Raw genomic sequence first — 24,424 nt, 5'->3', positions numbered from 1 at the left:
CGGAGCCGCCAATTGTGGGGGCACGACGAGCGGACGAAGGCCCACGCGGGGTCTGCCTAGACTGGCCATTCAGTCGATTCACCGTACGCACGACCGAGAGCTACCCGTTGCCGCCACCTGTAAACACCTTGAATCAGCCGATTCGCCGGATCGTGGCGGCACTGGCAATCCTGCCCGCATTTGTGCTGGTCGGCGGCTGCTCGTCCGACGGCTCCGACGCTCCTGCCACCATCGCACCCGCGCAGGCCGCGGTGTCCCCGCCGGTCGCCGGCCGGCCCGACGGTGTGGTGCGGCCGTTGGCCGCGGATGCGCAGGCGGCGATCGTCGACGCGGCGAGCGGCGCATTGGCCGTCCTGGCGCCCGAGCCGGCGGACCGATCGCAGGTCACGGTGTTTCCCCGGGACGGCGCGAACGCGGCGACGGTGCCGTTGTCCAGTCCCGCCACGGCGATGACCGGCGGCGACGACGGCCATGTCTACGCGGCGACGCGCGGCGGCTACCACCGGATCGACCTGGCCGGCCGCACCGCCACCACGGTCGAGGTCGAGGGCCTGTCCGACACCGAGTTCACCGCGATCGCCCGGCGCGCGGACGGCCGGCTGGTGCTGGGCAGCGCCGACGGCGCCGTCTACACGTTGGGCTCGGACACCGCCGTCGCCGCTGAGCTGAAGATCTTTGCCCGTGTCGATGCGCTTGTCACACAAGGGAATACGACCGTCGTGCTGGACCGCGCTCAGACCTCGGTGACGGCGCTCACCGAGGACGGCGCCCAGCAGGCGCAGGCGCTGCGGGCGGGCGAGGGCGCGACGACGATGGTCGCCGACCCGGTCGGTCGGGTGCTGGTGGCCGACACCCGCGGCGAGGGACTTCTGGTCTTCGGCACGGACCCGCTGATCCTGCGTCAGCGGTATCCGGTGCGTGGCGCCCCCTACGGCCTTGCCGGGTCGTCGACGCTGGCCTGGGTGTCGCAGACAGCGGCGAACGAGGTCGTTGGCTACGATCTGGCCACCGGCATTCCCGTCGAGAAGGTGCGATATCGAACCGTGCAGCAACCGAACTCCCTGGCTTTCGACGAATCCTCTGGCACGCTGTATGTGGTGTCCGGATCAGGAGCGGGTGTGCAGGTGATCGTCGACGCGGCGAGAGCGCACGCATGAGCGCACTCCACCGCGGACGGATGCCGGCGGCTTGGGAGGATGCCGTCAAGTCCGACCACTCGGACGACTACGAATGGATACCCCTGCGGCTGCCGCCGGACGTCACGCGGGTCAGCGCCTCGACGCGGTTGTCGATCGAGGCCGAATACCGCGGCTGGGAGCTCACCCGCGTCAGGCTCTACACCGACGGTTCGCGACGGGTCTTGCTGCGCCGCAAGAAGACCGCGGCCGGCCGGATGGATATTCCCGAGCAGCCCGCACAGTGATCCGATGATGTACCGCACGCTGCGGCGGGCGCTGTTTCTGGTCGCGCCCGAACGGATTCACACGTGGGTGTTCGCCGTGCTGCGAACCGTCACCTATCCGTCGTGGACCAGGCGCGCGTTGAGACGGTGGTTGGGACCCCGCGATCCGGTACTGGCCAGCACCGTGTTCGGCGTCCGGTTCCCCGGACCGCTGGGCTTGGCCGCCGGATTCGACAAGGACGGCAGCGGACTGCACACGTGGGGCGCGCTGGGCTTCGGGTACGCCGAGGTGGGCACCGTGACAGCGCAGGCCCAGCCCGGCAATCCGAAGCCGAGGATGTTCCGCCTGCCCGACGACCATGCGCTGCTGAACCGGATGGGATTCAACAACCACGGGGCCGGTGAGCTCGCTGTGAGGCTGGCCCGGCACGTCCCCGATATCCCGATCGGGGTGAACATCGGCAAGACGAAGGTCACTCCGCCGGAGGCGGCGGTGCAGGATTACGCCACATCCGCTCGCCTGCTGGGACCGCTCGCCTCGTTCATGGTGGTCAACGTCAGCTCACCGAACACGCCGGGGCTGCGCGACCTGCAGGCGGTGTCGTCGCTGCGGCCGATCCTGGCCGCGGTGCTGGCCGAGACGTCGACACCGGTGCTGGTGAAGATCGCACCTGACCTATCCGACGACGACGTCGACGAAATCGCCGATCTGGCAGTCGATCTCGGCCTGGCAGGCATCGTCGCCACCAATACGACAGTGTCGCGTCACGGCTTGGTCACCCCGGGCCTCGACGAGTTGGGCCCGGGCGGGATCTCGGGGCGGCCGGTGGCCCGGCGTTCGGTCGAGGTGCTGCGCAGGCTCTATCGCCGCGTCGGGGACCGCCTCGTGCTGGTCAGTGTCGGCGGCATCGAAACCGCCGACGACGCGTGGGACCGCATCATCTCGGGAGCCTCACTGCTGCAGGGCTACACCGGGTTCGTGTACGGCGGCGGGCTGTGGGCCAAGGGCATCCACGATGGAATCGCCCGCCGCCTCCACGAGGGGGGCTTCGGCTCACTGGCCGAAGCGGTGGGTTCTGCGGCCTAACTTGCGCGCTTGCGCTTGCGGATGAACTCACCCGCCTCGGCGTCGCGCTGACGCTTCTCGGCGCGCCGCTCTTTGAGGGACCGTTCGGCCTTCTTCAGGTTCTTACCCGGTTTCTTGTCAGCCATTGTCGCTCCTTAAGCAGAAGTGGCAATCACTCACCTGCGACCATACGTCAGTTCCTCAGAAAAGCCAGTCGCACGGGTAATCGAAGCGCGCCGAACGGATTTCGCTAGTTCTGTTCGTAGGTCGCGTGGATCAACGCCCGGGCGATCGCCTGCTGGAACAGGTTGAAGCCGAGGTATGCCGGAGTCGCGTCCTCGGGCAGGTCGAGCTTTTCGACGCCGACGGCGTGCACCGCGACGATGTAGCGGTGCGGGCCGTGTCCCGGCGGCGGGGCGGCGCCGATGAAGCGCTTGAGACCGGCGTCGTTGCGCAGCGTGAGCGCATCGCCGGGCAGGCTGCTGCCGTCGCCGGCGCCGGCGGGCAGCTCGGTGGCGGTGGCGGGCAGGTTGGCCACCGCCCAATGCCAGAATCCGGATGCGGTCGGGGCGTCGGGGTCATACACCGTGACCGCGAAGCTACGGGTCTCCTCGGGGAAACCCGACCACGTCAGGTGCGGCGACACGTCGTTGCCGCCGGCACCCATGATGCCGCTGACCTGGTCATTACCCAGCGCGTCGCCGTCGTTGAAGGTGTTCGAGGACAGCTTGAACGAGGGCAACTCGGGGAGGAACTCGTACGGGTTGTAGTCAAACGCCATGACTCGTCCTTTCGTCGATTCAGCAGTGCAACAGGAAGTGTTCGAGAACCTGGGTACCGAACGTCAACGCGTCAACGGGTACCCGTTCGTCGACGCCGTGGAACAGCGCGGTGAAGTCGAGGTCGGGCGGCAACTGCAGCGGCGCGAACCCGAAGCATCGAATCCCCAACTGCGCGAACGCTTTAGCATCCGTCCCGCCGGAAAGCATGTACGGCACGATGCGGGCGTCGGGGTCCACCGACAGGATCGCGCCGTTCATCGCGTCGACCAGGTCGCCGTCGAAGGTGGTCTCGTACGACGGCAGTTCGGTGACCCACTCGCGGGTGACGTTCGGGCCGATCAGCTCGTCGACCTCGCGTTCGAAGGCCGCCTGGCGCCCCGGCAGGATCCGGCAGTCCACCACCGCTTCGGCCGAGGCCGGGATGACGTTGGCCTTGTAACCAGCCTTGAGCATGGTCGGGTTGGCGGTGTCGCGCAGGGTCGCGCCGACCACGCGGGCGATCGGGCCCAGCTTGGCGATTGCGCCGGGCAGATCCGGCGAGTCGACGTCGAACGAATATCCGGTCTCCTCGGTGACAGCCGCCAGGAACTGGCTGACCGCGTCGGTCATCACCAGGGGGAACTCGTGGCGGCCCAGCTTGGCCACCGCTTCGGCCACCGCGGTCACGGAGTTGCTGTCGTGAATCATCGAGCCGTGACCGGCGTGGCTGCGCGCGGTCAGCTTCATCCAGTTCATCGACTTCTCGGCCGTCTCGACCAGGTAGAGGCGTCGCTCCCCGCCGTCCTTGCGCGGCACCGTCAGCGAGAAACCGCCGACCTCACCGACCGCCTCGCTGACGCCGGCGAACAGGTCCGGGCGGTGCTTGACCAGCCAGTGCGAGCCGAACTTGCCGCCGGCCTCCTCGTCGGACAGGAACGCAAAGATCAGGTCGCGCGGCGGGGTGATGCCCGCCCGTTTGAAGTGCCGCGCGATCGCGATCATCATGCCGCACATGTCCTTCATGTCGACGGCGCCGCGACCCCACACGTAGCCGTTCTCGACCGCGCCGGAGAAGGGGTGCACGCTCCAGTCGGCGGCCTCGGCGGGCACGACGTCGAGGTGGCCGTGCAGCAGCAGTGACCCGCGCGAGCTGTCGGCGCCTTCGAGCCGGGCGAACACGTTGCCCCGGCCCGGCGCGCCTGCCTCGACGTATTCGGTGGCATAGCCGACCTCTTCGAGCTGTTCGGCCACCCAACGCGCGCATTCGGCTTCGCCCTTGGTGGTGGCCGGGTCGCCGGTGTTGGACGTGTCGAACCGGATGAGCGTGCTGACGAGGTCGACGACCTCCGCTTCGGCGTTGACGGGACCAGTCACAGTGCTAATGGGTAGTGCTCCTCTCGTCCGCCACCATTCGTACCATTGACCTGGCGGCTGGGTTTGGGTCACGCCTCGGTGATCCGATAGCCTTAGCTGCCCACGACGAGTCCGAGTGGCGGAATGGCAGACGCGCTAGCTTGAGGTGCTAGTGCCCTATTAACGGGCGTGGGGGTTCAAGTCCCCCCTCGGACACCAGGTCAGTACACGTCACGCACGTAGCGCTTGGTCGCGACCAGCTCACGCTTGTAGTCGTGGGCCTGTTCGTGTGACATCCCACCGTGCCGCTCGATGATCGTGGTCAATGCGGCGTCGACGTCCTTGGCCATGCGGGAGGCATCACCGCAGACGTAGAAGTGCGCGCCGTCGTCGAGCCAGCGCCACAGCTCGGCGCCCCGGTCGAGCATCCGGTGCTGGACGTACACGCGCGAGGCCTGGTCGCGGGAGAACGCGAGGTCGAGCCGGTCGAGCAGCCCGTCGCGGGCCATGTCCTCGAAATCGTCGCGGTAGTAGTAGTTCTGGTCGCGGTGCTGCTCACCGAAGAACAACCAGTTCCGGCCGCGGTGGCCCAGCGCCCGTCGCTCCTGTAGGAAGCCGCGGAACGGCGCGACGCCCGTGCCGGGGCCGACCATGATCATCGGCACCGAGCCGTCTTCCGGCGGGCGAAAGTGCGGTGAGCGCTGCAGGAAGACCGGCGCCGTCGATGCGCGGTCGGCCAGGAACGTCGAGCAGACGCCGCCACGACGGCCGCCGTCGGCCCCGCGGTAGCGCACCACCGACACCGTCAGCTGTACCTCGTTGGGGCTGACCAGCGGACTCGACGAGATCGAGTAGCTGCGCGGGGTGAGCCGGACCAGCACCTCGCGCCATTCGTCGGGATCGGCGTGCACGACGAACTCCTGGACGAGGTCCAGGCCGTTGCGGCCGATCAGCCATTTGTCCAGCTTGGCCTTGGGCGCGCGCAACGGCTTGGCGTCGCGGCTGTGCTCGCCGATGAAGCGCACCAGGTCGGGCGTGACCCGGCAGAAGTCGAAGTGCGAAGTGAGCGCGTCGCGCAAGGTCAGCTCGGCGCCGTCGATCTCGACGGTGTGCTGAGGCGGCATGCCGGTGGCCGCAAGCCACGCGTCAACCGTGGCCGGGTCGTTGGTGGCGCACACCCCCAGCGAATCGCCTGCGGCGTAGGTGACGTCGTATTCGGAGATGTCGAAACCGAACTGGCGCACCTCTTTTCGAGAGGCGGGACCGTTGAGCACCACGTTGCGGGACAGTGGAACCACGAGGGGACGCGCGCGGGTGAACGGCTGCGTGACGGTGGCCGGCCGCACGAGCGTGGTGACACCTCCCGTCGGTGGCGAGGTATCGATGCCGGGGGTGAGCAGGGCGGTGACGTCGTCGGCCCAGCGTCGCATCCGCTCGTCGTCGTAGGCCTCGCAGTCGGCGCGTTCGAGCAGTCGCACGGCGCCGAGATCAGCCAGCCTGGCGTCGACGGCCTTGGCGTGTCCGCAGAAGTCGTCGTAGGCCCGGTCGCCGATGCCCAGCACCGCGTACCGCACGCCGGTCAACGGCGCCGCCTCATCGGATGCCAGCCGTTCCCAGAAGCACGCACCGTTGTCGGGCGGCCCGCCATCGCCGAACGTGCTGGTGACGACGAGCACGTCACGGGCCGCCACCAGGTCCGCGGGGGCGACATCGTCCATGTTCACCAGCTGGGCGTTGCCGAGCCGCTCGGCGAGCCGCGAGGCGACGTCCTCGGCGTTGCCGGTTTGGGACGCCCACAGCACGAGCGGCCCGTCATCGAGTTGTGTTCGGGCGGCCGGTTCTTCGGCCGGGCGGTGGGCCTGCCCCGCGAGCAACCCGTTGATCCACTGACGCACCTCGGTACAGACGGGCGCCGAATCGGGCAGCACAGGGACCTCCGCGCCCGCCTCCGCCAGCCCGCTGAAAAACCCTGACACGTAGAGCGATTCCTGCTCGGTGAGCGTCGGGGACGCGACGGGCCGCAGGTCGACCGCGCACACCTTGAACTCGGGTTGCAGCGAGTCGGGGTCGACCGCGTCGTTGGTCAGCGCGTTGACGGTCAGGTTCTCACCGTGGTCGTCGTTCCAGTGGAACGGCGCGAAACAACTGCCGGGGCGGACGCGTTCGGTGACGGCGGCGGGCAGGACCGCGCGCCCGCGCCGCGTCGTGAGCTCGACGGGTCGCCCGTTCTCGATGCCCAGCCGAAGCGCGTCCTCGGGATGGACCTCGACGAACGGCTCGCCCGTCAGTTTGTTCAGCGACTCGACCCGTCCCGTCTTGGTCATGGTGTGCCACTGGTGCTGCAGCCGACCGGTGTTCAGCACGATCGGATATTCGTCGTCGGGCAGTTCCCGGGCGTCCATGTGCGGGCGGGCGTGGAAGACCGCCCGCCGCGACGGGGTCGCAAAGGCCAGTCGGGGTGTGCGCCCATGCTCGTCGACGAAAAGGTCCTGGCTGACGCCGTCGTTGAGGTAGCGGATGGGATGGCGATCCTGCGGATCGTCGGGTGGGCATGGCCACTGCACCGGTGTTTCCCGCAGCCGGGCGTAGCTGGCGCCGCGAATGTCGTAGCCGGTCTTGGGGTTCCAGAACCGTCGGATCTCGTCGAAGATCTGCTCGCTGGAGTTGTAGGCGAAGTGCTCGCCGAATCCCATGTGCGTTGCGACCTGGCAGATCAGCTGCCAGTCGGGCCTGGCCTGTCCGGGCGCCGGGATGGACTGCTGCAGCAGCGTGAGGTTGCGCTCGGAGTTGACCATCACCGCATCGGATTCCGCCCACATGGTCGCGGGTAGCACGATGTCGGCGTAGGCGTTGGTGGCGGTTGCGCTGTAGGTGTCCTGGGTGATGACAAGCTCGGCGGTTCGCAGACCGTCGATGACGGTGGACCGGTTGGCCACGCTGGCAACGGGGTTGGTGCAGATGATCCAGCAGGCCTTGATGTCGCCGGCTGCGAGCTGCCGGAACATGTCGACGGTCCCCGGGCCCACGTCGGTGCGGATGGTGCCCGGCGGTAAGCCCCACTGCTTCTCGACGAACGCGCGGTCCTGCGCCGAGGTCACCGAGCGCTGCCCCGGCAAACCCGGCCCCATGTAACCCATTTCGCGTCCACCCATCGCGTTGGGTTGTCCGGTCAGCGACATCGGGCCGCTGCCCGGGCGGCAGATCGCGCCGGTCGCCAGGTGCAGGTTGCAGATCGCGTTGGTGTTCCAGGTGCCGTGTGTGCTCTGGTTGAGCCCCATCGTCCAGCAGCTCAGCCACTCCCCCGCCTCGGCGATCATCCGGGCGGCGAGTCGGATGTCGGCCTCCGCCAGGCCCGTGGCCTGAGCGACGCTTTCGGGCGTGTAGTCGGCGAGGAACGCCGGCATCCCCTCCCAACCCTCGGTGTGGGCGTCGATGAAATCGCGGTCGATGTCGCCGTTTTCGACCAACAGATACAACAGCCCGTTCAGCAGCGCGAGATCGGTGCCGGGTTTGATCTGCAGGAAGAGATCGGCGCGTTCCGCGGTCGTCGTGCGGCGGGGGTCGACAACGATCAGCTTGGCGCCGGTCTTGAGCCGATCGGCCATCCGCAGGTAGAGGATGGGGTGGCAGTCGGCCATGTTGGACCCGATGACGAAAAACAGGTCGGTGCAGTCGAAGTCGGCGTACGAACCGGGTGGCCCGTCGGCGCCCAACGATTGTTTGAAACCGGTTCCCGCGCTTGCCATGCACAGCCGCGAGTTCGACTCGATGTGCACCGTGCGCAGGAATCCCTTGGCCAGTTTGGTCGCGAGATACTGCGCCTCGATGGACATCTGGCCCGACACGTAGAGCGCGACCGCGTCGGGGCCGTGCTGCTCGACGATCTCCCGCAATCGTCGACCCGCCTCGGCGACTGCGTCGTCGACGGGTGTGGGGACCAGTTCCTCGTCACGGCTGGGCCGCAGCATCGCCGAGGTCAGCCGGCCGTCCGCGGCGCGCATCATCTCGGCGTGGGTGGCCCCCTTGGTGCACAGCCTGCCGAAATTGGCCGGATGCAGCTTGTCCCCGGTGACCCGCGCGATGACGGGGTTGCCGGTCTCGCGGTCGGTGGCGGTGTGCACCTCGATACCGCAGCCCACGCCGCAGTACGAACACGCCGTCCGAGTAGCCATGGGCGTCAAGCGGGCACCGGTGCGGTGGCGCGGCCGACCTGCTCGCCGGCGCCGGCCCGCGAGGTCTGCATGCGCAGGAACACGAACCACGTGACGATCGCGCAGATCACGTAGAACCCGAGGAACACCCAGAACGCGTTGGTGGCCGACTTGGCGTCGCTGACGTACGAGGCGCGCAGGACGACGTTGATGAATACGCCGCCGAGGGCGCCGACCGCACCGGCGAAGCCAATCAGCGCGCCGGACATGCTGCGCGACCAGGCGGCCTTGTCCTCGCGGCTCCATTCGTCGCGGCCCTGCGCCTTGGCCTCGAAGATCGAGGGGATCATCTTGTACGTCGAGCCGTTGCCGATGCCCGAGAGGATGAACAGCAGGATGAATCCGGTGACGTAGGCGGCCATCTGCCCGGCGGTGGCCGCGCCCGCCATGCCGTCGTCGAGAACGCCCGCCGTCACCAGAATTCCGGCGGCGAAGATCATCGCGACAAACGTGTAGAGCGTGATCCTGCCACCCCCGATCCGGTCGGCCAGCTTGCCGCCGAACGGGCGTGAGATGGACCCGAGCAGTGGGCCGATGAACGCGATCTGGGCGGCGTGCAGCGAGGCCTGCGCCGGGGTGTCGCCGCCTGCGAGGAAGTTGATCTGCAGCACCTGGCCGAAGGCGAACGAGAAGCCGATGAACGAGCCGAACGTGCCGATGTAGAGGAAGCTCATCACCCAGGAGTGCTTGAACCGCAACGCCTCTGCCATTGCGCCGAGGTTGGACCGCTGGTTGCCGAGGTTGTCCATGAACAGCGCCGCCCCCAGCGCGGCCAACGCGATCAGGACAAGGTAGATGGCGCAGACGATTTCGGGGGCGGTGTTGCTGACGGTGGCGATCACCAGCAGGCCGACCAGCTGGATCACCGGCACGCCGATGTTGCCGCCGCCGGCGTTCAGGCCGAGCGCCCAGCCCTTGAGCCGCTGCGGGTAAAACGCGTTGATGTTCGTCATCGAGGAGGCGAAGTTACCGCCGCCGACTCCCGCCACCGCTGCCACGATCATGAACGTGGTGTAGGACGTGCCGGGGTTGCTCATCGCCCACAGGGTCAAGACGGTCGGTATCAACAGCAACAGGGCGCTGACGATGGTCCAGTTGCGCCCACCGAAGCGCGCGGGCGCGATGGTGTAGGGGATCCGCATGAACGCGCCGACCAGGGTGGGCATCGCGACCAGGTAGAACTTGCCCGCCGCGTCGATGCCGTAGACGTCCTGGGGCATGAACAGCACCATCACCGACCAGATCGACCACACCGAGAATCCGACGTGCTCGGCGAAGATGGACCAGATCAGGTTCCGCTTGGCGATGTCCTTGCCGCCCGACTCCCACGCCTCGACGTCCTCGGCGTCCCAGTGTTCGATGGTGCGGCTGCGGCTCAGAGTCTTCACGGGCACCAGAGTCGCCCGAACCCATTCCGCATCCGTTGCGTCATCGTGACGTAAACGTCAACTCCAGCTCACATACGTAACGGATACGCGTGCGGGGTGCACGAAACCAAGCCGAAACAAATGTGGCCGGGGCCACTCCGCGGCATCTTCAAATGGGCGGCCGCACCTCGGCGAAAGCGCCGCAGGTTTCAGAAGGGCGCCGGTCGCCGGTTCCTCGCGCGTTCGGCCTTGATTCGCGCGGCGTATTCGGCGGCGCGGCTACGCCGTCGCAGCGGCATCATCAGCCCGCGGTCGCAGACCGTCGGCGGCGAGGTCGGCGGTGGAGGAAGGTCAGCGGTCGTCGTATCCCACGTCGGAAAGAACAGCTTGCTTCCGGGTTTAGTGGTGTATTTCCGACCGCTCGGCGAGGTCCAGATCACCGTGCCGTCTGGCAGCTGAACATCGTCCCATCCACCAAATGTCTTGGCTAGATGGTGTTTTCGACACAGGCACTTGAGATTTGACGCATGTGTGGGACCGAACGGATACGGGGTGGTGTGGTCGATGTCGCAACGATCGGCTGGCGCGCTGCAGCCAGGGGCCCGGCAGTGCAGATCTCGCATGCGCACGAACTGGGCCAAGTCCGCGGACGGGCGGTAACGCGGCTCGGGCTCGTCGCTGGGCAGTTTGATCGGACGGATCTTCGCGCCATCGCGGATCAGTTGGGCCAGCAACGGTGCAGGCAGGATGTCCTCGCCGAGGATGAGTGCTGTGGGCGGCTTGGCCTTCGACTCGCCGGCTGTCGGGGCAGGTCCCTGGGACTGGCGGGCTGTCGGGGCAGGTGCCTGGGACTGGCGGGCTGTCGGGGCAGGTGCCTGGGACTCGCCGGCTGTCGGCTGCTGTAATGCCGCTTCGGCCGCTGACCGCTCGGCGAAAACGTTGACGACGACGTTCGACGACCGCGGCACGTCAGCCGACGGACACGTGTCAGATCCACAGCGGCACGCGAGGCGGTCATTGCCCGAGATCATCGCACCGATGGCATCCGATCGGCGCTCACCGGCGGATCGAGGATCGGCATCGCACAGGCCCTGCACCATTGCGGCGATGCGACGTTTGAGAACCGCCCCATCCGTGGCCAGCAGCCGGCCCCACACCGACGTGGTTCCTGCCGGATCGTCGATGTTGCCGACCGAGAAGTCTCTGCTGCGCATGGTTGTTTCGCCGTGGCGCAAGGCTTCTGGATCGTACCGCTCGACCCACGCGTCAATTGCCCTCTCGAGCTTGTCATCGGACAGCCGACCCCATTTCGTCGCGCCTTCTGCAAGGGCAGCGTCGATCAAGGCCAGCGCCTCATCGTCGTAAACGAGCTGTGTGCGCCACGTGAGCGCCGAGACGACCCGGGAGTTGATGGCGCCCTGCAGATACAGCGCCGCAACGCGCGGAAGCCGGTCCCGAAGTGCGATCGCTATGCGCATCTGTGCCGAGGCCCGCCTGTGGCCGACGGTCATAGCGGCCGCGACTTCGGCGGCGGCCGCATCCCAACCGTCGAATGCTGCTCGGTCGTCATCGTCGACCCGGCGGCGGGCGAGTTCGGCGATGGCCGCCAGCCGCCGGGCTCCCGCCCTTGCTTCGGCCCGCGTGCTCTCCTCGATCGCAGCGACGACGGCCGCGTCGTCAGCCTCCGAGAACTCTGAGTCGAACATGTGTTCGAGTATGCCACGGCCCACCGACGCGTTGACTCATCAGAAATGCGCGCGAACGGCTGAGCCGACACGACCGTCAGTCAGCGGCGGTCTCCCAGAAGCGCGTGAGCACCTCGGCCCCGAGCGCCGGATCCTGGACCATCCACCAGTGTCCGAGCCCCTCGAGAACTTCGGTCCGCGCGCCGGCACGCTCGGCCGCCCGGCGGCGCATGTCGTCGGTTCCGACGTACGGATCCTCGGTGGCGAGTATCGACAGGCCGGGCCGCGACGCGGCGGTGCCCAACCCCCGCCCGGACTCGCGAAGAACCGGCTGGGCGGCCGATCGGTACAGCACCAGGATCGCGCGCCCCATCTCCGGACCCTGCGCCTCCGCCAGCGATGTGGCGACGTCGGCGGGAAGGCCGAGCTCGGCCAACTGCGCGGAGCGCTCCTCGACGGTGCCGCCCATCATCGCCTCGACCAACTCCTCGCCGGCACCCGGCGTCTGCCATACCTGGGCCAAGTCGTGCCAGACGTACTCGGGGTCGAACAGCCCCACGACATCACTGGCCCAGGTGCGCAGGAGCTCCGGTCGGTGCATCGCCACGTTCAGGACGTGTCCGCCGCCCCAGTCGTGCCCGACCAGGTCAACCGGTTCGTCGAAGCGCTCCAGCTCGCGCTCGAGCCAGTCGCGATAGTCGAGATACGTCGCGCCGAAGCCGTCGGGCACTGGTGCGCCGAACCCGGGCGGGGAGAGCCGCACCACGTCATCGCGGCCGAGCGCATCAACCAACGGACCCCAGATCGCATCCGTCTCCGGAATGCCATGCACCAGAACGACTGTCATACCGCGATCCTAGGCGTGCCGCGCGGCCTCCTGAGCCAGCTGCACGCGCGACGCCAGTCCCAGCTTGGTGTAGACGTGGGTCAGATGCGTCTGCACCGTCCGATGAGACACGAAAAGCCTTGCGGCGATGTCCTTGTTGCCGAGCCCCTCGGCAACCAATCGGACCACGCCGAGCTCGGTCGGCGTCAGAGATTTCCAGCCGCTGGCCGGGCGTTTGCGCCCACCGCGTCCGCGCAGCGCGTACGCGATCGCCTCCTCGACGGACAGCGCTGCTCCTTCATCCCACAAAGACTCGAAGTCGTTCTCGCCCAGGGTTTCGCGAAGCTGCGCGATCGCCGCCGCATACGTCGCGTCGTGCACCCGGAGCCGGACCAATCCCGTGCGTGCGCGCATGGCGTCGGCGGCGCCCAGGAATCGCGCCGCACTGCGATGGTCGCCGGCCGCACCTGTCAACTCACCGAGCACCTCGAAGGCATCGGGGGCGACCTGATAGGTCTGATGGCCGGCAATGCAGTCGAGCGCTCGGCGCAGATCCTCATCGGCCTGCACCAGTTCACCCTGCGCCGTCGCGACACGACCGCGGATTACCAGGGCGCGCGCCAGATGCCACCCCTGCATCAGCAACACGTCAACGTCCGCGTACTCCCTGGCGGCGCTTAGATCACCTCGAGCGAGTGCCAGCAATGCCAGCGGATTGACGTTCGTTATCGCGGTTTCCGGCTGCGCGTTGATGCGCTGCCACGCCAAATCACACGCTTGCCCAGCCGCATTCAGATCGCTTTCGGCGAGAGCCGCATAAGCCAACGCCGCGTACGCCCACGGTTCGAGATAAGGACCGACCGTGGATGCCATTTCAGTGGCCGCCTCGGCCAGACTCCGCCCCACGGCGGAATCACCCGTCAAGGCGTGCGCGTGCGCAAGAGCGATGCGCGCAAGGAGGCCGTGCAGCACGTCTCCCGATGCATCGGCCTCGGCGAGCAGTGCCTGCAACGAATCTATGCCGAACTTCAGATCGCCCTGCTGAAACGACGCCATCGCGGGGCCCCAATAGCGGTTCGTGCGCGACATGAACACGTCTCCGACTTCCTCGGCCAGCGCCCGGCCCTCCTCGCCGGCTTTCCGCGCCGCCACCGGATCTCCGACAAGGATGGCGACGAGGGCCTTCCAACCGAGGATCTGGCACAGTCGCCACCGATCGTCCAACAGCCGTGCCAACCCGAGTGCTTCGTCGATATACGGGTAGGCCGCCTGCGCATCGAACGTGGCCACGCCAACACACGACACCAGCACCCGAAGCAACAGCGCGGGGTTGTCGAGCTCCCTCGCCGTCGCCAGGGCCTGTTCGAGATCATCCGTGACGCCGACCGTGACCGCCCACGCGTGGAGCACCGCCCGATCGGCAATCGCACTGAGCCGCGCTACAACGTCGGACGCCCCTACCGGCGCCGGATCGTTCAGCACGGCGTTGAACCAGGACAACCCCTCTTGGACCCGCCCGCGCATGAGCCACAGCGGCTGCAGTGAGCTTGCGAGGCGCAACGCCGCGTCGACGTCCTGCCCCTCGCGGCTCCACGCGAAAGCGGCACGGAGGTTGTCGATCTCGATTTCGGCCTGGGAGACCAGGCGTTCGTACTCGGAACAACCAGGTGCCTCCAGCCGCGCTGTCATCGAGGTGTAGTGATCCCGGTGGCGGCCGCGCACGGTGTCGGCTTCACCGGACTCACCGAGTTTGTCCAACGCGTACTGGCGGACCGTTTCCAGTAACCGGTATCGCACTCGCCCACTGGAACTCTCGGCCAACACCAGCGACTTGTCGACCAGGAGCATCAGCAGATCCAGTACCTGAAAGCGCTCGACCTCTCCGCCCGTGGCCACCGCTTGCGCGGCCTCGAGATCGAAGTCTCCGGCGAACGCCGCCAGCCGCCGGAAGACGACACGCTCGGGTTCGGTCAACATCTGATGCGACCAGTCCACGGAGGCCTTGAGTGTCTGCTGGCGGCGCACCGCTTTTCGTGATCCGCCCGTCAGCAGACGGAACCTGTCGTGCAGGCCGTCGAGGATCTCCCGGACGGACAGTGCGCGGACCCGGGCGGCCGCCAACTCGATGGCCAGCGGCATGCCGTCCAAACGCCTGCAGATCTCGCCGACGACGGCGAGTTCCTCGTCCGAGGGAGTGAAATCCGACTGAACATGTCGGGCGCGGTCGATGAACAGCTCGACGGCTTCGTCCTCGATCGACAGGGACGCCACCCGCCAGATGAGTTCGCCCTCGACGCCGATCGGCTCACGGCTGGTGGCCAGCAGGGTCAGGTTCGGACACCGCTCCAGCAGCGTGGTGATCAACTCGGCGCTCACCTCGAGGAGGTGTTCGCAGTTGTCGAGCACTGCGAAACCCGGGCGCTCGCCGATGAATTCGACGATGCTGTCCATCGTCGAGCGGCCCGGTTGATCCGGGACACCGAGTGAGCGCAGCACGGCGACGGGAACGAGGTCCGCATCGCTGATCGGCGCCAGGTCCACGTACCAGACCGGTCGCCCTTCGATGCGATCCGCGATCTGCACGGCCAGCCGTGTCTTGCCCACCCCACCCGCGCCCGTCAGCGTCACCAGCCGGCTGCCGGTCAGGAGCTCACCGATCTCGCCGATCTGCTTGCGGCGCCCGATGAATCGCGTCAGTTGCGCGGGTAGGTCAGGCCTCACCGCGGTCTCGGCGATGCGCAGCGGCGGAAAATCGTTGCGGATGTCGGGGTGGCACAACTGCACGACGCGTTCCGGGCGCGGGAGGTCGCGCAGCGGATGGGACCCGAGATCGGTGAGCCATGCGCCGTCGGGCAGATAGTCGATCACCATGGACTCGGTCGCGCCGGTGAGCACCGTCTGTCCGCCGTGCGCGAGATCGCGTAGCCGCGCCGTACGGTTGATGGTCGTGCCGATGTAGTTAGATTCGTCGCGTAGCTGGATTTCACCGGTGTGCAGGCCGATGCGCAACCGAATCGGGGCCAGCGGCGCCTGCTGCAACGCCAGTGCGCAGGCCACCGCATCGCTGGCCCGGGCGAAGGCCAGCACGAAGCTGTCGCCCTCCCCCTGCTCGACGGGGCGGGCGCCGTTGTGAAAGACGATGAGATCCGCCAATGTCGCGTCGAGCCGCCGGATCGCAGCGCGCATTTCTTCGGGCTGCGAGTCCCATAACCGCGTCGAACCCTCGACGTCGGCCAGCAGCAACGTCACCGTTCCGGTCGGCAGCCCGCTCACACCAAGTTCGCTCCACTCGAGTGCGCTCATGCTAGCCAGCATGCGACCCGGACGTAGGGCAAACATCAGCGCAAACGCGTACTTTTGCGCCCTGGCTGCGGGCTACAACCGTCGTTTCAGCCGGTCCCTGTACGATCGGCCGTCCGGGTCGTACATGAACCGGTAGGTCGGCTCGGCCCACAGCCGGGTCAACAGCCCGAGGCGTTCGGCCTTGTGCGGACGCAACCGCCCCGGCGGTCTCGGACCCCGCCGACCGGACGCGTACCACGCTTCCAACGCCTCCGCCGCATCGACGATCTCGCCGACCGCGGTGGCTGGGTCGACAAGCCCGCCGTCCTGGCTGCCGTCGTCGGCGCGGTCCAGGTGCTCGCGCATCAACCGCAACCGCAGATCGCGGGCGAATTCGCCATCCTCGTCGAGCACCGCGCAGGACAGCTCGCTGTCGTGGGTCCACGAGCGCCGGTTGAAGTTGTCGCTGCCCGAGCATGCCCACACGTCGTCGATCACGCACACCTTCGCGTGCACGTACACCGGTGTGCCCTCGTGGTTCTCGACGTCGAACACGTGCACCCGTTCCGGTGCGGCGCGGTGACACGTCTCGATCGCCTGCCACCGGCCGACCTGGTTGGGCGGCAGGGCCAACCGGCCATCGACGTCGGGATAGCGCGGCACCACCGCGAGCAGATGCAGTTCGGGGTTGTCCCGCAGCGCGGACGCGAACAGGTCAGCCACCCGTTTGGACCACAGATACTGGTCCTCCAGGTAGATCAACCGGCGCGCACGTGGCACCGCCTTGCTGTAGGCGCGCGCGATGCTGCGCTCCCCGTTCGGTGCGAAGTCGTAGGCGAAATGGGCGTCCGGGTAGGTGCGCAACACCTGCACCGTGTGCGGGCCACACCGCGGCGGGTCCGGCGGTTGCTCGGGCAGCGGATCGGCCGTCATGTCCGCGCCACCGAACTTGTCGCGCAGCCACGCCAGCGGGTTCAGCATGTCCAGCGACGCGGGATCGTTCCACCGCTCGCGAAACGTCAGGTCCAGCGCACCCACGACCGGCCCGTGCAGGCGCAACTGCACGTCGTGCCACGGCGGATGCTCACCGTAGCGCGGCGACATCTCGATCGCCTGGGGGTCGCCGCGGTGCGAGGCGTCGTCGCGCCGCGAGTGACACAGATCGATGCCCCCCGCGAACGCCACATCGCGCTCCGGCTGACCGGGATGGCGGATCACGACCAGCTTCTGGTGGTGCGAACCGCCGATCCGCACCCGCTGATCCAACAGGACCTCCCCGCCGGCCTCCTCGATGTGCTCACCGAGATGGCGGTTCTCGTCCTCGCTGTAGGACAGCTCGTCCAGATGCGATCGCCACACCAGACCCTTGACCACCACCCCGCGTTCGGCTGCGCGGCAGAACAATTCGCGAACGGTCGGACCGTCCTCGCGCATCTTCTGGTCGGGGTCCCCACGCCAGTCGGTGAAGAACACGTAGTCGCCCGCCCCCAGCGCCTCCACCTCGGTGGCGAGGTGATCGAAATAGGTCGACCCGTGCACCAGCGGTTCGACGCGGTTGCCGTCGCACCACGCCGGGATGTCCGACGCCGGGTTGCCGCGCTCCTGCGCGGTCAGGAACCACTCCTCGACGTTCACGGCCGCCTCCGCAACAGCCGGTCGCGATACGAGCGACCGTCGGGGTCGAAGATCATCCGGTAGGCGGGTTCGGCCCACAACCGCGTCAGCGGATCGACCCGCTCGCTCTGGTGCGGTCGCAGTCGGCCCGGCGGCCTCGAGCCGGTGCGGCCCGATCGATGCCACTGCTCCAAAGTGTCTGCGCACCCGGCGATCTCAGCGACAGCGGTGGCGGGGTCGAGCAGCCCCTGGTCCTCGCTGCCGTCCTCGGCCCGGTCGAGATGCTCGCGCAGCAACCTCAGCCGCAGGTCTCGCGCGAAGCTGTCGTCGGCGTCGAGCACCGCGCACGACAGTTCGCTGTCATGCGTCCACGACCGGCGGTTGAAGTTGTCGCTGCCGATGCAGGCCCAGGTGTCATCGATGATGCATACCTTGGAATGAACGTAAACCGGTGTGCCCTCGTGGTTCTCGACATCGAACACGTGCACCCGGTCGGGGGCGGCGCGTCGGCACGCGTCGAGCGCGAGCTGGCGCCCGACCAACGTGGGCGGCCGGCCGAGCCCACCCTCCAGGTCGAAGTACCGCGGCACGACGGCCACCAGCTGCAACTCGGGGTTGGCGGTCAACGCCTCGACCAAGAGGTTGGCGATCTCCTCCGACCACAGATACTGATCCTCCAGATAGATCAGCCGCCTGGCGCGTCGAATCGCTTTCGTGTAACCGCGCGCAATGCTGCGCTCGCCCTCCTTGGCGAACTCATACTGGATCAACGCGTCACCGTACGTGCGCAGCACCTGTACCGCATGCGGCCCGCACTCCGGCGGGTCCGGCGGTTGGTCCGGTAGCGGGCGTCGCCGCTCGTCCTCTCCACCGAACCTGTCGCGAAGCCACGCAAGCGGGTTGAACAGATCCAGCGGCGCCCGCGCGGTCCACCGCTCCCGGAACGTGACGTCCAGCGCGCCGATGACCGGGCCTCGCACCTGCAATTGCACGTCGTGCCACGGCGGCCGCTCCCCGTATCTACTCGACATCTGCACCGCCTGCGGGTCGCCGCGGTGCGACGCGTCGTCGCGGCGCGAGTGGCACAGGTCGATGCCTCCGATGAACGCCACGTCGCGGTCCGGTGCGCCGGGATGGCGCAGCAACACCAGTCGCTGATGATGCGATCCGCCCACCAGGACCCGCTGATCGAGCAACACCTCCCCGCCCGCGCGTTCGATCGTCTCGGCCAGGTGGCGGTTCTGCTCCTCGTTGAACTGCAAGCGATTCGGATACGACCGCCACATCAGGCCCTTGACGAGCACACCACGCTCGGCCGCCGCGCGGAACAGTTCGGCGACGGTCGGGCCGTTGTCACGCAACCTCTGGTCGGCGTCACCGCGCCAGTCGGCGAAGAACAGGTGGTCTCCGGCACCGAGCGCCTCCACCTCCGTGACGAGCCGATCGAAGTAGGACACCCCGTGAATCAAGGCCTCAGCCTGGTTGCCCTCACTCCAGGTCGGCAGCCTCCAACTGGGGTTGCCGCGTTCACCGGAGGTGAGGAACCATTCGGCCAGCACTGACACCCCGTGGAGTGCCCACTCGACGGTGGATCTACGCGCGAAATAATGGGGCTCGTGACGGCAAAGGTCCTGTTCCTCTACAACGAGCACATCGCCCCCGAAGGCCTGCTGGGCGAGGCGTTCGTCGACGAGGGCTTCGACGTGCACACCTTCGAGGTGGTGCCCGCCGAGCGTGCACACTCCCCTTCCGGCCACGTGGCGTTCCCCGACCCGACGAACTACGACGCGATCGTGCCCCTCGGCGCGCGCTGGCCCGTCTACGACGACGCGCTGCGCAGCACCTGGGTCGGCGAGGAGATGGCGATGATGCGCAGCGCCGCCGACGCCGGTATCGCGATCCTCGGCATCTGCTTCGGCGGACAACTGCTGGCGCAGACGTTCGGCGGAACGGTCACACGGTCGCCGTCACCCGAGATCGGTTGGTATGACGTCGAGTCCGCCGATCGCGGGTTGGTGCCCGACGGCCGCTGGTTGCAGTGGCACTACGACCGCTGGACGCTGCCGCCCGGCGCCACCGAACTGGCCCGCACCGCCAACGCATCTCAGGCGTTCCTGCTCGGCCGCGCGCTCGCGCTGCAATTCCATCCCGAGGTCGACCTCGAGCTGCTGGACCGATGGTTGGCCGACGACGAAATCGGCGAGATCGCGGCGTTCGGCCTCACCCATGACCAATTGCGCTGCCAGACAAGCTCATTCGCCCAAGATGCGGCCGTCCGCGTGCGGCGTCTCGTCCACGGTTTCGTGACGCGCCTGGTCGATCAACCGCGGCCGAGCTCGTGAGCGAGCGCGCCGTCGAGGGACGGATGCCGGAAGCGGTGTCCCAGCGCCTGCAGGGCGGCGGGCAGCACTCGCTGATTGGCCTCGGCGAGTTCGCGGGCCCCCTGCTCCCCGAGCAGTAGCCGCGGCCCGAACGACGGAACGGGCACCACCGCGGGACGATGCAGCACCCGCGCCAACGTCCTGGTGTAGTCGGTGTTGCGCACCGGATGAGGAGCCACCGCGTTGACCGGACCGGCCATCCGGTCGTCGTAGAGCGCGCGAAGGTAGACGTCGAGCAGATCGTCGAGCGCGATCCACGCCAGCCATTGCCTGCCATTACCCAACCGGCCACCCAGTCCGGCGGCGAACAACGGTCGCATCAGCCGCAGCGTGCCGCCACGCGCGGACTGCACGACTCCCGTCCGGACGGTGACGACCCGCAGGCCCGCCTCGGCGGCAGGAGCCGTCGCAGCCTCCCAGTCGCGGACCACCTCGGCCAGGAAACCGTCGCCGACCACGCTTTCCTCGGTGAGCGCCGCATCACCGCGGTCGAAACCGTAGATGCCGACCGCCGAGGCACTGACGAAGATGCGCGGCCCGTCCTCGGTCCGCGCCGCCGCCTCGGCGAGCCGCCGGGTCGGTCCGACGCGGCTGGCGCGGATCGCGTCCTTATGGGCGTCGGTGAACCGGCCGGCAATGGACGCGCCCGCCAGGTGCACGACCGCGTCGACGCCGGCCAACAGTCCGGGATCGGGCCGGTCGGGGTTCCACTGCCGTTCGTCGGGGCCCGTCGCTGCCCGTCGCACCAGCGAGATCACCCGGTGGCCTCCCGTGCTCAGGAACGCGGTCAACGCCGATCCGACCAGACCCGACGCACCCGTGACCGCGACGGTGAGCGGTGCAAGCCCGGCGTCGGCGGCGTCGCGGTGGGCCGCCAGGTCGTCGGTCAGCTGGCGGTGGCGGTAGGCGAACATCGGCCGCAACGCCGCCCCCGGCACCGGTGCCTCGACGCGGTCGTACACCCGGGTGCCGCCGGAGGCCTCACCGAGCTCGTGGATGTGGGTCCACCGGCCGACCAGGCGCGGCGGCCACGACGCAGGCCCGTCCGAGGACAGCACGTCGACAAAGCGGCGCGGCGGGTCGTAACGCTGCGGGTCGTGTTGGGCGATCCAACGCAGACCACCCGGCAACCCGAGCACCGCGCGCCCATCGGCCAGCGATCCCGCTTCCGCGATCACCTTCATCGGCTGCCACGGCGGGACCAGCCGCCTCATCGCGCCGGGTCGTGCGTGCCACGCGAACACCTCGTCGCGCGGGTGCTCGACGACGCTCTCGTATTCGATTCCCATGTCTTGATATTCGTCGCCGTCATGCCGATGGATTGCCTTCGGGTGGGGTACCCACGGTCGTAGTCTGACAAGGTCCCGACATCGAAGCGACTGTCATGAACGGATGGAGCGGGCTCGCCCGCCGAAGCGGCAAGCGCCTGTATCAGAACCGCGGTGAGGCCGGCGAGGTCCTGGCCGGTGAGTTGTCGTCCTACCGCGGCCACGATGTGGTGGTACTGGGTCTCGCGCGTGGCGGCGTTCCGGTCGCCTGGCAGGTGGCGCGCTCGCTCGACGCTCCCCTCGACGTCTTCCTGGTCCGCAAGCTCGGGGTGCCGCAGTGGGAGGAATTGGCCATGGGCGCGTTGGCCAGCGGCGGCGGCGTGGTGATCAACGACAATCTCGTCCGCAGCCTCGGCATCGGCGACGAGGCGATACAAGCCGCGATCGCTCGCGAGACCGACGAGTTGCATCGCCGCGAGCGGGCCTACCGGGGCGACCGGCCACCCCCGGAACTGGCGGGCAGGACGGTGATCCTCGTCGACGACGGGATCGCGACGGGAGCCAGCATGCTCGCCGCCGTGCGCGCCGTGCGGGCCAAGAACCCGGCGCGCGTCGTCGTGGCGGTGCCGGTCGGGCCGCCGTCGGCGTGCCGGGATCTGGCCAAGGAAGCCGACGACGTGGTCTGTGCGTGCATGCCCCCGGGCTTCGAGGCCGTCGGGCAGGTGTTCGCCGACTTCCATCAGGTCAGCGACGACGAGGTCCGCGAACTGTTAGCCGACGGGAATTAGCAAGGGTTGCAACGGTTTAACGTCGGTCTTCGCCGGAGTCTGCTTGTTCGACGACCGTGGTCTCGTCGTCGGCGCCGGGCTCGCCCGCGTATTCGGGTTGCTCGGTCTGATCGTCGGGATAGTCCTCGTAATACTCCGGGTCGGCATCGGTCGGAGCGTCGGCGGCCGTGTCGGCCTTGCGGCCCGACCGCTCCCGCACCGCATCGACGATCAGAAGCACGACACCGATCACGCTGGCCGCGATACAGACCCAGGCGATCAGTTCATTGCTGGTGACAACCGCTGTCACCAGCGCCGCGAGGCCGATGACAGCGAGGACGAGCGCAACGATCAGCATTGATCAACCCTAGGCCAAACCGGGGTTCAGTTGTTTCCCCGGTTGAACTGATTGAAGCCGCCACCGTCGTTTCCGGCGCTCGAGTCGACGGGCGCGGCCGAACCGCGCTGGCCGAGCTCCTCGAGCTGGGACTCCAGATAGGTCTTGAGCCGGGTGCGGTACTCACGCTCGAACGTGCGCAACTGTTCGAGGCGACCCTCCAGCACCGTGCGCTGCTGATTGATGGTGCCCATGATCTCGGAGTGCTTGCGCTCCGCGTCGGCCTGCAGGGCGTCGGCCTTCTCCTGCGCCTGGCGCAGTTGCGCTTCCGAGCGGGTCTGGGCGTCGGCCAGCATCGCGTCGGCGCGCTGGCGAGCATCCGCGACGGTGGTCTCGGCGGTCTGCCGCGCCTCGCTCACCAGGGCGTCGGCCTGTGCCCGCGCGTCGGCGAGCAGCTTCTCCGACTCGGCCTTGGCGGTGCTGGTCAACCGGTCCGCCGTGTCCTGCGCGAGGCTCAACACCTTGGCCGCCTTCAACGCCTGGTCCTCACTGGCCTGGGCCGAGGGCGCCTCGTAGACCGGCTGCGGCGTCGGAGCGGGCTCGGGGGCGGGCTGCTCGTAGACGGGCATGGCCTGTGTCGACTGCCCACCGCCGCCGGAGCGGGCAGCAGCCAACTCCTGGTCCAGCTCGGCGACACGCTGCCGGAGATCGGTGTTCTCCTCGATGAGCCGCGTCAGCTCGTTCTCGACCAGATCGAGGAAGGCGTCAACCTCGTCCTCGTTGTAGCCGCGCTTGCCAATGGGTGGCTTGCTGAACGCGACGTTGTGAACGTCGGCGGGTGTGAGCGGCATTGTCGCCCCCTATTGAAGTCTGGACAGTCAACCGGTCTCAAAGTGTAGAGCGTGGGTGGAACGTAACTGGCGTCCATCCTGTCACACCAGCCGCGGCCGTAGCAGAAGAGGATGAAATTAAGAGCGAATTTCAAACACGGCCGGAGACCCCGCGACCATTCCGTCGCTCAATTTCTTCCGGGCAAAGGTCCGTTGCGTGCGTGGTCTCAGGCCGCTGCGCCGAAGGCCAGTTGCATGCCGATGAAGGCGACCAGCAGCAGCACCATGATCGACAGGTCGAACCGCACCGCACCTATCGTGAGCTGGGGAATGAGCCGCCGCAGCAGCTTCACCGGCGGGTCGGTCAGCGTCATGATGATCTCGAGGATCACCACGGTGGCGCCCTTGGGGTGCCAGTCCCGGGAGAACGAGCGGATGAACTCGACCACGACCCGCGCGATCAGCAGCAGCCAGAAGACGAACAGGGCGAAGCCCAGGATTTCAAAGAAGAGCGACAACGCCGACGGTCCTCACTACGGGCACAGGTGTGACTTCTACAACAGGCTCGATACAGGCAGGGTCGCGCTCAAGCCCGCACGCGACGCCAGCCTACCCGTCGGCGAGGCGCCTACTGATAGGAGTAGAAGCCGGCCTCGGCGATGCGGCGCCGCTCCTCGGCCGTCACGTCGATGTCTGCCGGAGACAGCAGGAAAACCTTCGTGGCGACCTTGTCGAACGAGCCCCGCAGCGCGAATGCCAGGCCTGCGGCGAAGTCGACGAGGCGCTTGGCGTCGGCGTTGTCCATCGACACCAGGTCCATGATCACCGGGGTTCCGTCACGGAACCGTTCGCCGATGGTGCGGGCCTCGCTGTAATCCTTGGGCCGCAGCGTGGTGATCTTCGCCAGCGGGCTGCCGGCCTCGAACAACTCGGCCATCCTGCGGGGGTCCATGGCCAGCGCGCCGCGGGTGGCACCGCGCATCGGCGCGAAACGTGGTGCGGGACGCTCGAACTCGCGCGGTGCGCGCAGTCTCGGCTCGAAACGATCCTCGTAACCGCGGTAACCGCCGGGCGCGTCGTCGTAGTCGCGGTCGTCGTAACCGCGGTGTCCCGGACCGTAGCCCTCGTCGTCGAAGTGGTCGTCTCTACTACGGCGCGAATATCCACGGGAGGCGCCGCGGTCGTCGTCCTCGTAGTACTCGTCGTCGTAGTCATCCATCGGGGCCATACCGAAGTAGGCCTTGACCTTGTGAAGTGTGCTCATCGTTCGACCC

Annotated in this window: 20 protein-coding genes and 1 tRNA gene; 6 read left to right on the top strand and 15 right to left on the bottom strand. The window is 67.9% G+C overall.

Annotated features, from left to right (window positions below):
* Positions 1-107 precede the first annotated feature (107 nt).
* Genes AU197_RS18540 through AU197_RS18530 form a run of 3 tightly spaced genes read left to right on the top strand, consistent with a single transcriptional unit; the run spans position 108 to position 2,489 of the window.
* Positions 108-1,157 carry a YncE family protein gene (locus tag AU197_RS18540; protein ID WP_064404182.1) on the top strand — a complete coding sequence of 350 codons (1,050 nt, stop codon included), beginning with the start codon at positions 108-110 and terminating at the stop codon, positions 1,155-1,157.
* Complete coding sequence (locus AU197_RS18535; protein WP_064404180.1) at positions 1,154-1,423, top strand: DUF5703 family protein; 270 nt, start codon at positions 1,154-1,156, stop codon at positions 1,421-1,423. Before AU197_RS18540 ends, AU197_RS18535 begins: the two co-directional genes overlap by 4 nt.
* Positions 1,424-1,430: 7 nt before the next feature.
* A complete protein-coding gene (locus AU197_RS18530; RefSeq protein ID WP_197415601.1) occupies positions 1,431-2,489 on the top strand; it encodes a quinone-dependent dihydroorotate dehydrogenase in 1,059 nt (352 codons plus the stop codon).
* On the opposite strand, the gene AU197_RS26785 is transcribed toward AU197_RS18530, so the two are convergent.
* From AU197_RS26785 to AU197_RS18520, 3 genes are all read right to left on the bottom strand, one after another.
* The gene (locus AU197_RS26785) at positions 2,486-2,614 is read right to left on the bottom strand and encodes a hypothetical protein (RefSeq protein ID WP_286145565.1); all 129 of its coding nucleotides are present in this window, start codon (positions 2,612-2,614) and stop codon (positions 2,486-2,488) included. The genes AU197_RS18530 and AU197_RS26785 overlap by 4 nt on opposite strands.
* A 104-nt stretch (positions 2,615-2,718) precedes the next feature.
* Positions 2,719-3,249, bottom strand: a complete 531-nt coding sequence (locus tag AU197_RS18525; RefSeq protein ID WP_064404176.1) for a YbhB/YbcL family Raf kinase inhibitor-like protein — start codon at positions 3,247-3,249, stop codon at positions 2,719-2,721.
* A gap of 19 nt (positions 3,250-3,268) precedes the next feature.
* On the bottom strand, positions 3,269-4,612 hold the full coding sequence (locus AU197_RS18520) for a M20/M25/M40 family metallo-hydrolase (RefSeq protein WP_064404501.1): 1,344 nt from the start codon (positions 4,610-4,612) through the stop codon (positions 3,269-3,271).
* A 100-nt stretch (positions 4,613-4,712) separates the two neighbouring features.
* On the opposite strand from AU197_RS18520, the gene AU197_RS18515 reads away from it, so the two are divergent.
* Positions 4,713-4,801, top strand: a tRNA-Leu gene (locus AU197_RS18515).
* 2 nt (positions 4,802-4,803) lie between these two features.
* On the opposite strand, the gene AU197_RS18510 is transcribed toward AU197_RS18515, so the two are convergent.
* The 7 genes from AU197_RS18510 to AU197_RS18480 all read right to left on the bottom strand — a co-directional run bounded on the left by AU197_RS18510 (position 4,804) and on the right by AU197_RS18480 (position 19,132).
* Entirely contained in the window at positions 4,804-8,754 is a 3,951-nt protein-coding gene (locus AU197_RS18510) for a bifunctional nitrate reductase/sulfite reductase flavoprotein subunit alpha (protein WP_064404174.1), read from the bottom strand.
* Between the two features lie 5 nt (positions 8,755-8,759).
* On the bottom strand, positions 8,760-10,190 hold the full coding sequence (locus tag AU197_RS18505; RefSeq protein ID WP_064404171.1) for a nitrate/nitrite transporter: 1,431 nt from the start codon (positions 10,188-10,190) through the stop codon (positions 8,760-8,762).
* 179 nt (positions 10,191-10,369) lie between these two features.
* A complete protein-coding gene (locus AU197_RS18500; protein WP_064404170.1) occupies positions 10,370-11,866 on the bottom strand; it encodes a DUF222 domain-containing protein in 1,497 nt (498 codons plus the stop codon).
* Between the two features lie 76 nt (positions 11,867-11,942).
* Complete coding sequence (locus AU197_RS18495) at positions 11,943-12,692, bottom strand: alpha/beta fold hydrolase (protein WP_064404165.1); 750 nt, start codon at positions 12,690-12,692, stop codon at positions 11,943-11,945.
* A 9-nt stretch (positions 12,693-12,701) separates the two neighbouring features.
* A complete protein-coding gene (locus AU197_RS18490) occupies positions 12,702-15,974 on the bottom strand; it encodes a helix-turn-helix transcriptional regulator (RefSeq protein ID WP_231745028.1) in 3,273 nt (1,090 codons plus the stop codon).
* Between the two features lie 72 nt (positions 15,975-16,046).
* Positions 16,047-17,588, bottom strand: a complete 1,542-nt coding sequence (locus AU197_RS18485) for a phospholipase D family protein (protein ID WP_064404162.1) — start codon at positions 17,586-17,588, stop codon at positions 16,047-16,049.
* A complete protein-coding gene (locus AU197_RS18480; RefSeq protein WP_064404160.1) occupies positions 17,585-19,132 on the bottom strand; it encodes a phospholipase D family protein in 1,548 nt (515 codons plus the stop codon). The genes AU197_RS18485 and AU197_RS18480 overlap by 4 nt, the downstream gene beginning before the upstream one ends.
* Before the next feature lie 42 nt (positions 19,133-19,174).
* Between AU197_RS18480 and AU197_RS18475 the strand changes: the two genes are divergently transcribed.
* Complete coding sequence (locus AU197_RS18475) at positions 19,175-19,909, top strand: type 1 glutamine amidotransferase (RefSeq protein WP_064404159.1); 735 nt, start codon at positions 19,175-19,177, stop codon at positions 19,907-19,909.
* On the opposite strand, the gene AU197_RS18470 is transcribed toward AU197_RS18475, so the two are convergent.
* Positions 19,888-21,237, bottom strand: a complete 1,350-nt coding sequence (locus AU197_RS18470) for a TIGR01777 family oxidoreductase (protein WP_064404157.1) — start codon at positions 21,235-21,237, stop codon at positions 19,888-19,890. The genes AU197_RS18475 and AU197_RS18470 overlap by 22 nt on opposite strands.
* A gap of 95 nt (positions 21,238-21,332) precedes the next feature.
* Here AU197_RS18470 and AU197_RS18465 point away from each other — a divergent pair, with 95 nt between their 5' ends.
* Positions 21,333-22,004, top strand: coding sequence for a phosphoribosyltransferase (locus tag AU197_RS18465; protein WP_064404155.1), 672 nt, complete (start codon positions 21,333-21,335; stop codon positions 22,002-22,004).
* 16 nt (positions 22,005-22,020) lie between these two features.
* Here the strand turns inward: AU197_RS18465 and AU197_RS18460 are convergent, their stop codons facing one another.
* From AU197_RS18460 to AU197_RS18445, 4 genes are all read right to left on the bottom strand, one after another.
* On the bottom strand, positions 22,021-22,341 hold the full coding sequence (locus AU197_RS18460; RefSeq protein WP_064404153.1) for a hypothetical protein: 321 nt from the start codon (positions 22,339-22,341) through the stop codon (positions 22,021-22,023).
* 26 nt (positions 22,342-22,367) lie between these two features.
* On the bottom strand, positions 22,368-23,171 hold the full coding sequence (gene wag31, locus AU197_RS18455) for a DivIVA-like cell division protein Wag31 (protein ID WP_064404149.1): 804 nt from the start codon (positions 23,169-23,171) through the stop codon (positions 22,368-22,370).
* A 206-nt stretch (positions 23,172-23,377) separates the two neighbouring features.
* On the bottom strand, positions 23,378-23,668 hold the full coding sequence (locus tag AU197_RS18450) for a YggT family protein (RefSeq protein WP_064349985.1): 291 nt from the start codon (positions 23,666-23,668) through the stop codon (positions 23,378-23,380).
* 110 nt (positions 23,669-23,778) lie between these two features.
* A complete protein-coding gene (locus AU197_RS18445; protein ID WP_064404148.1) occupies positions 23,779-24,414 on the bottom strand; it encodes a cell division protein SepF in 636 nt (211 codons plus the stop codon).
* Between the last annotated feature and the right edge of the window lie 10 nt (positions 24,415-24,424).

It is taken from the genome of Mycobacterium sp. IS-1590 (assembly GCF_001500025.1).
Taxonomy (GTDB): Bacteria; Actinomycetota; Actinomycetes; order Mycobacteriales; family Mycobacteriaceae; genus Mycobacterium.
This window is presented reverse-complemented; position numbering and strand designations above follow the sequence as displayed.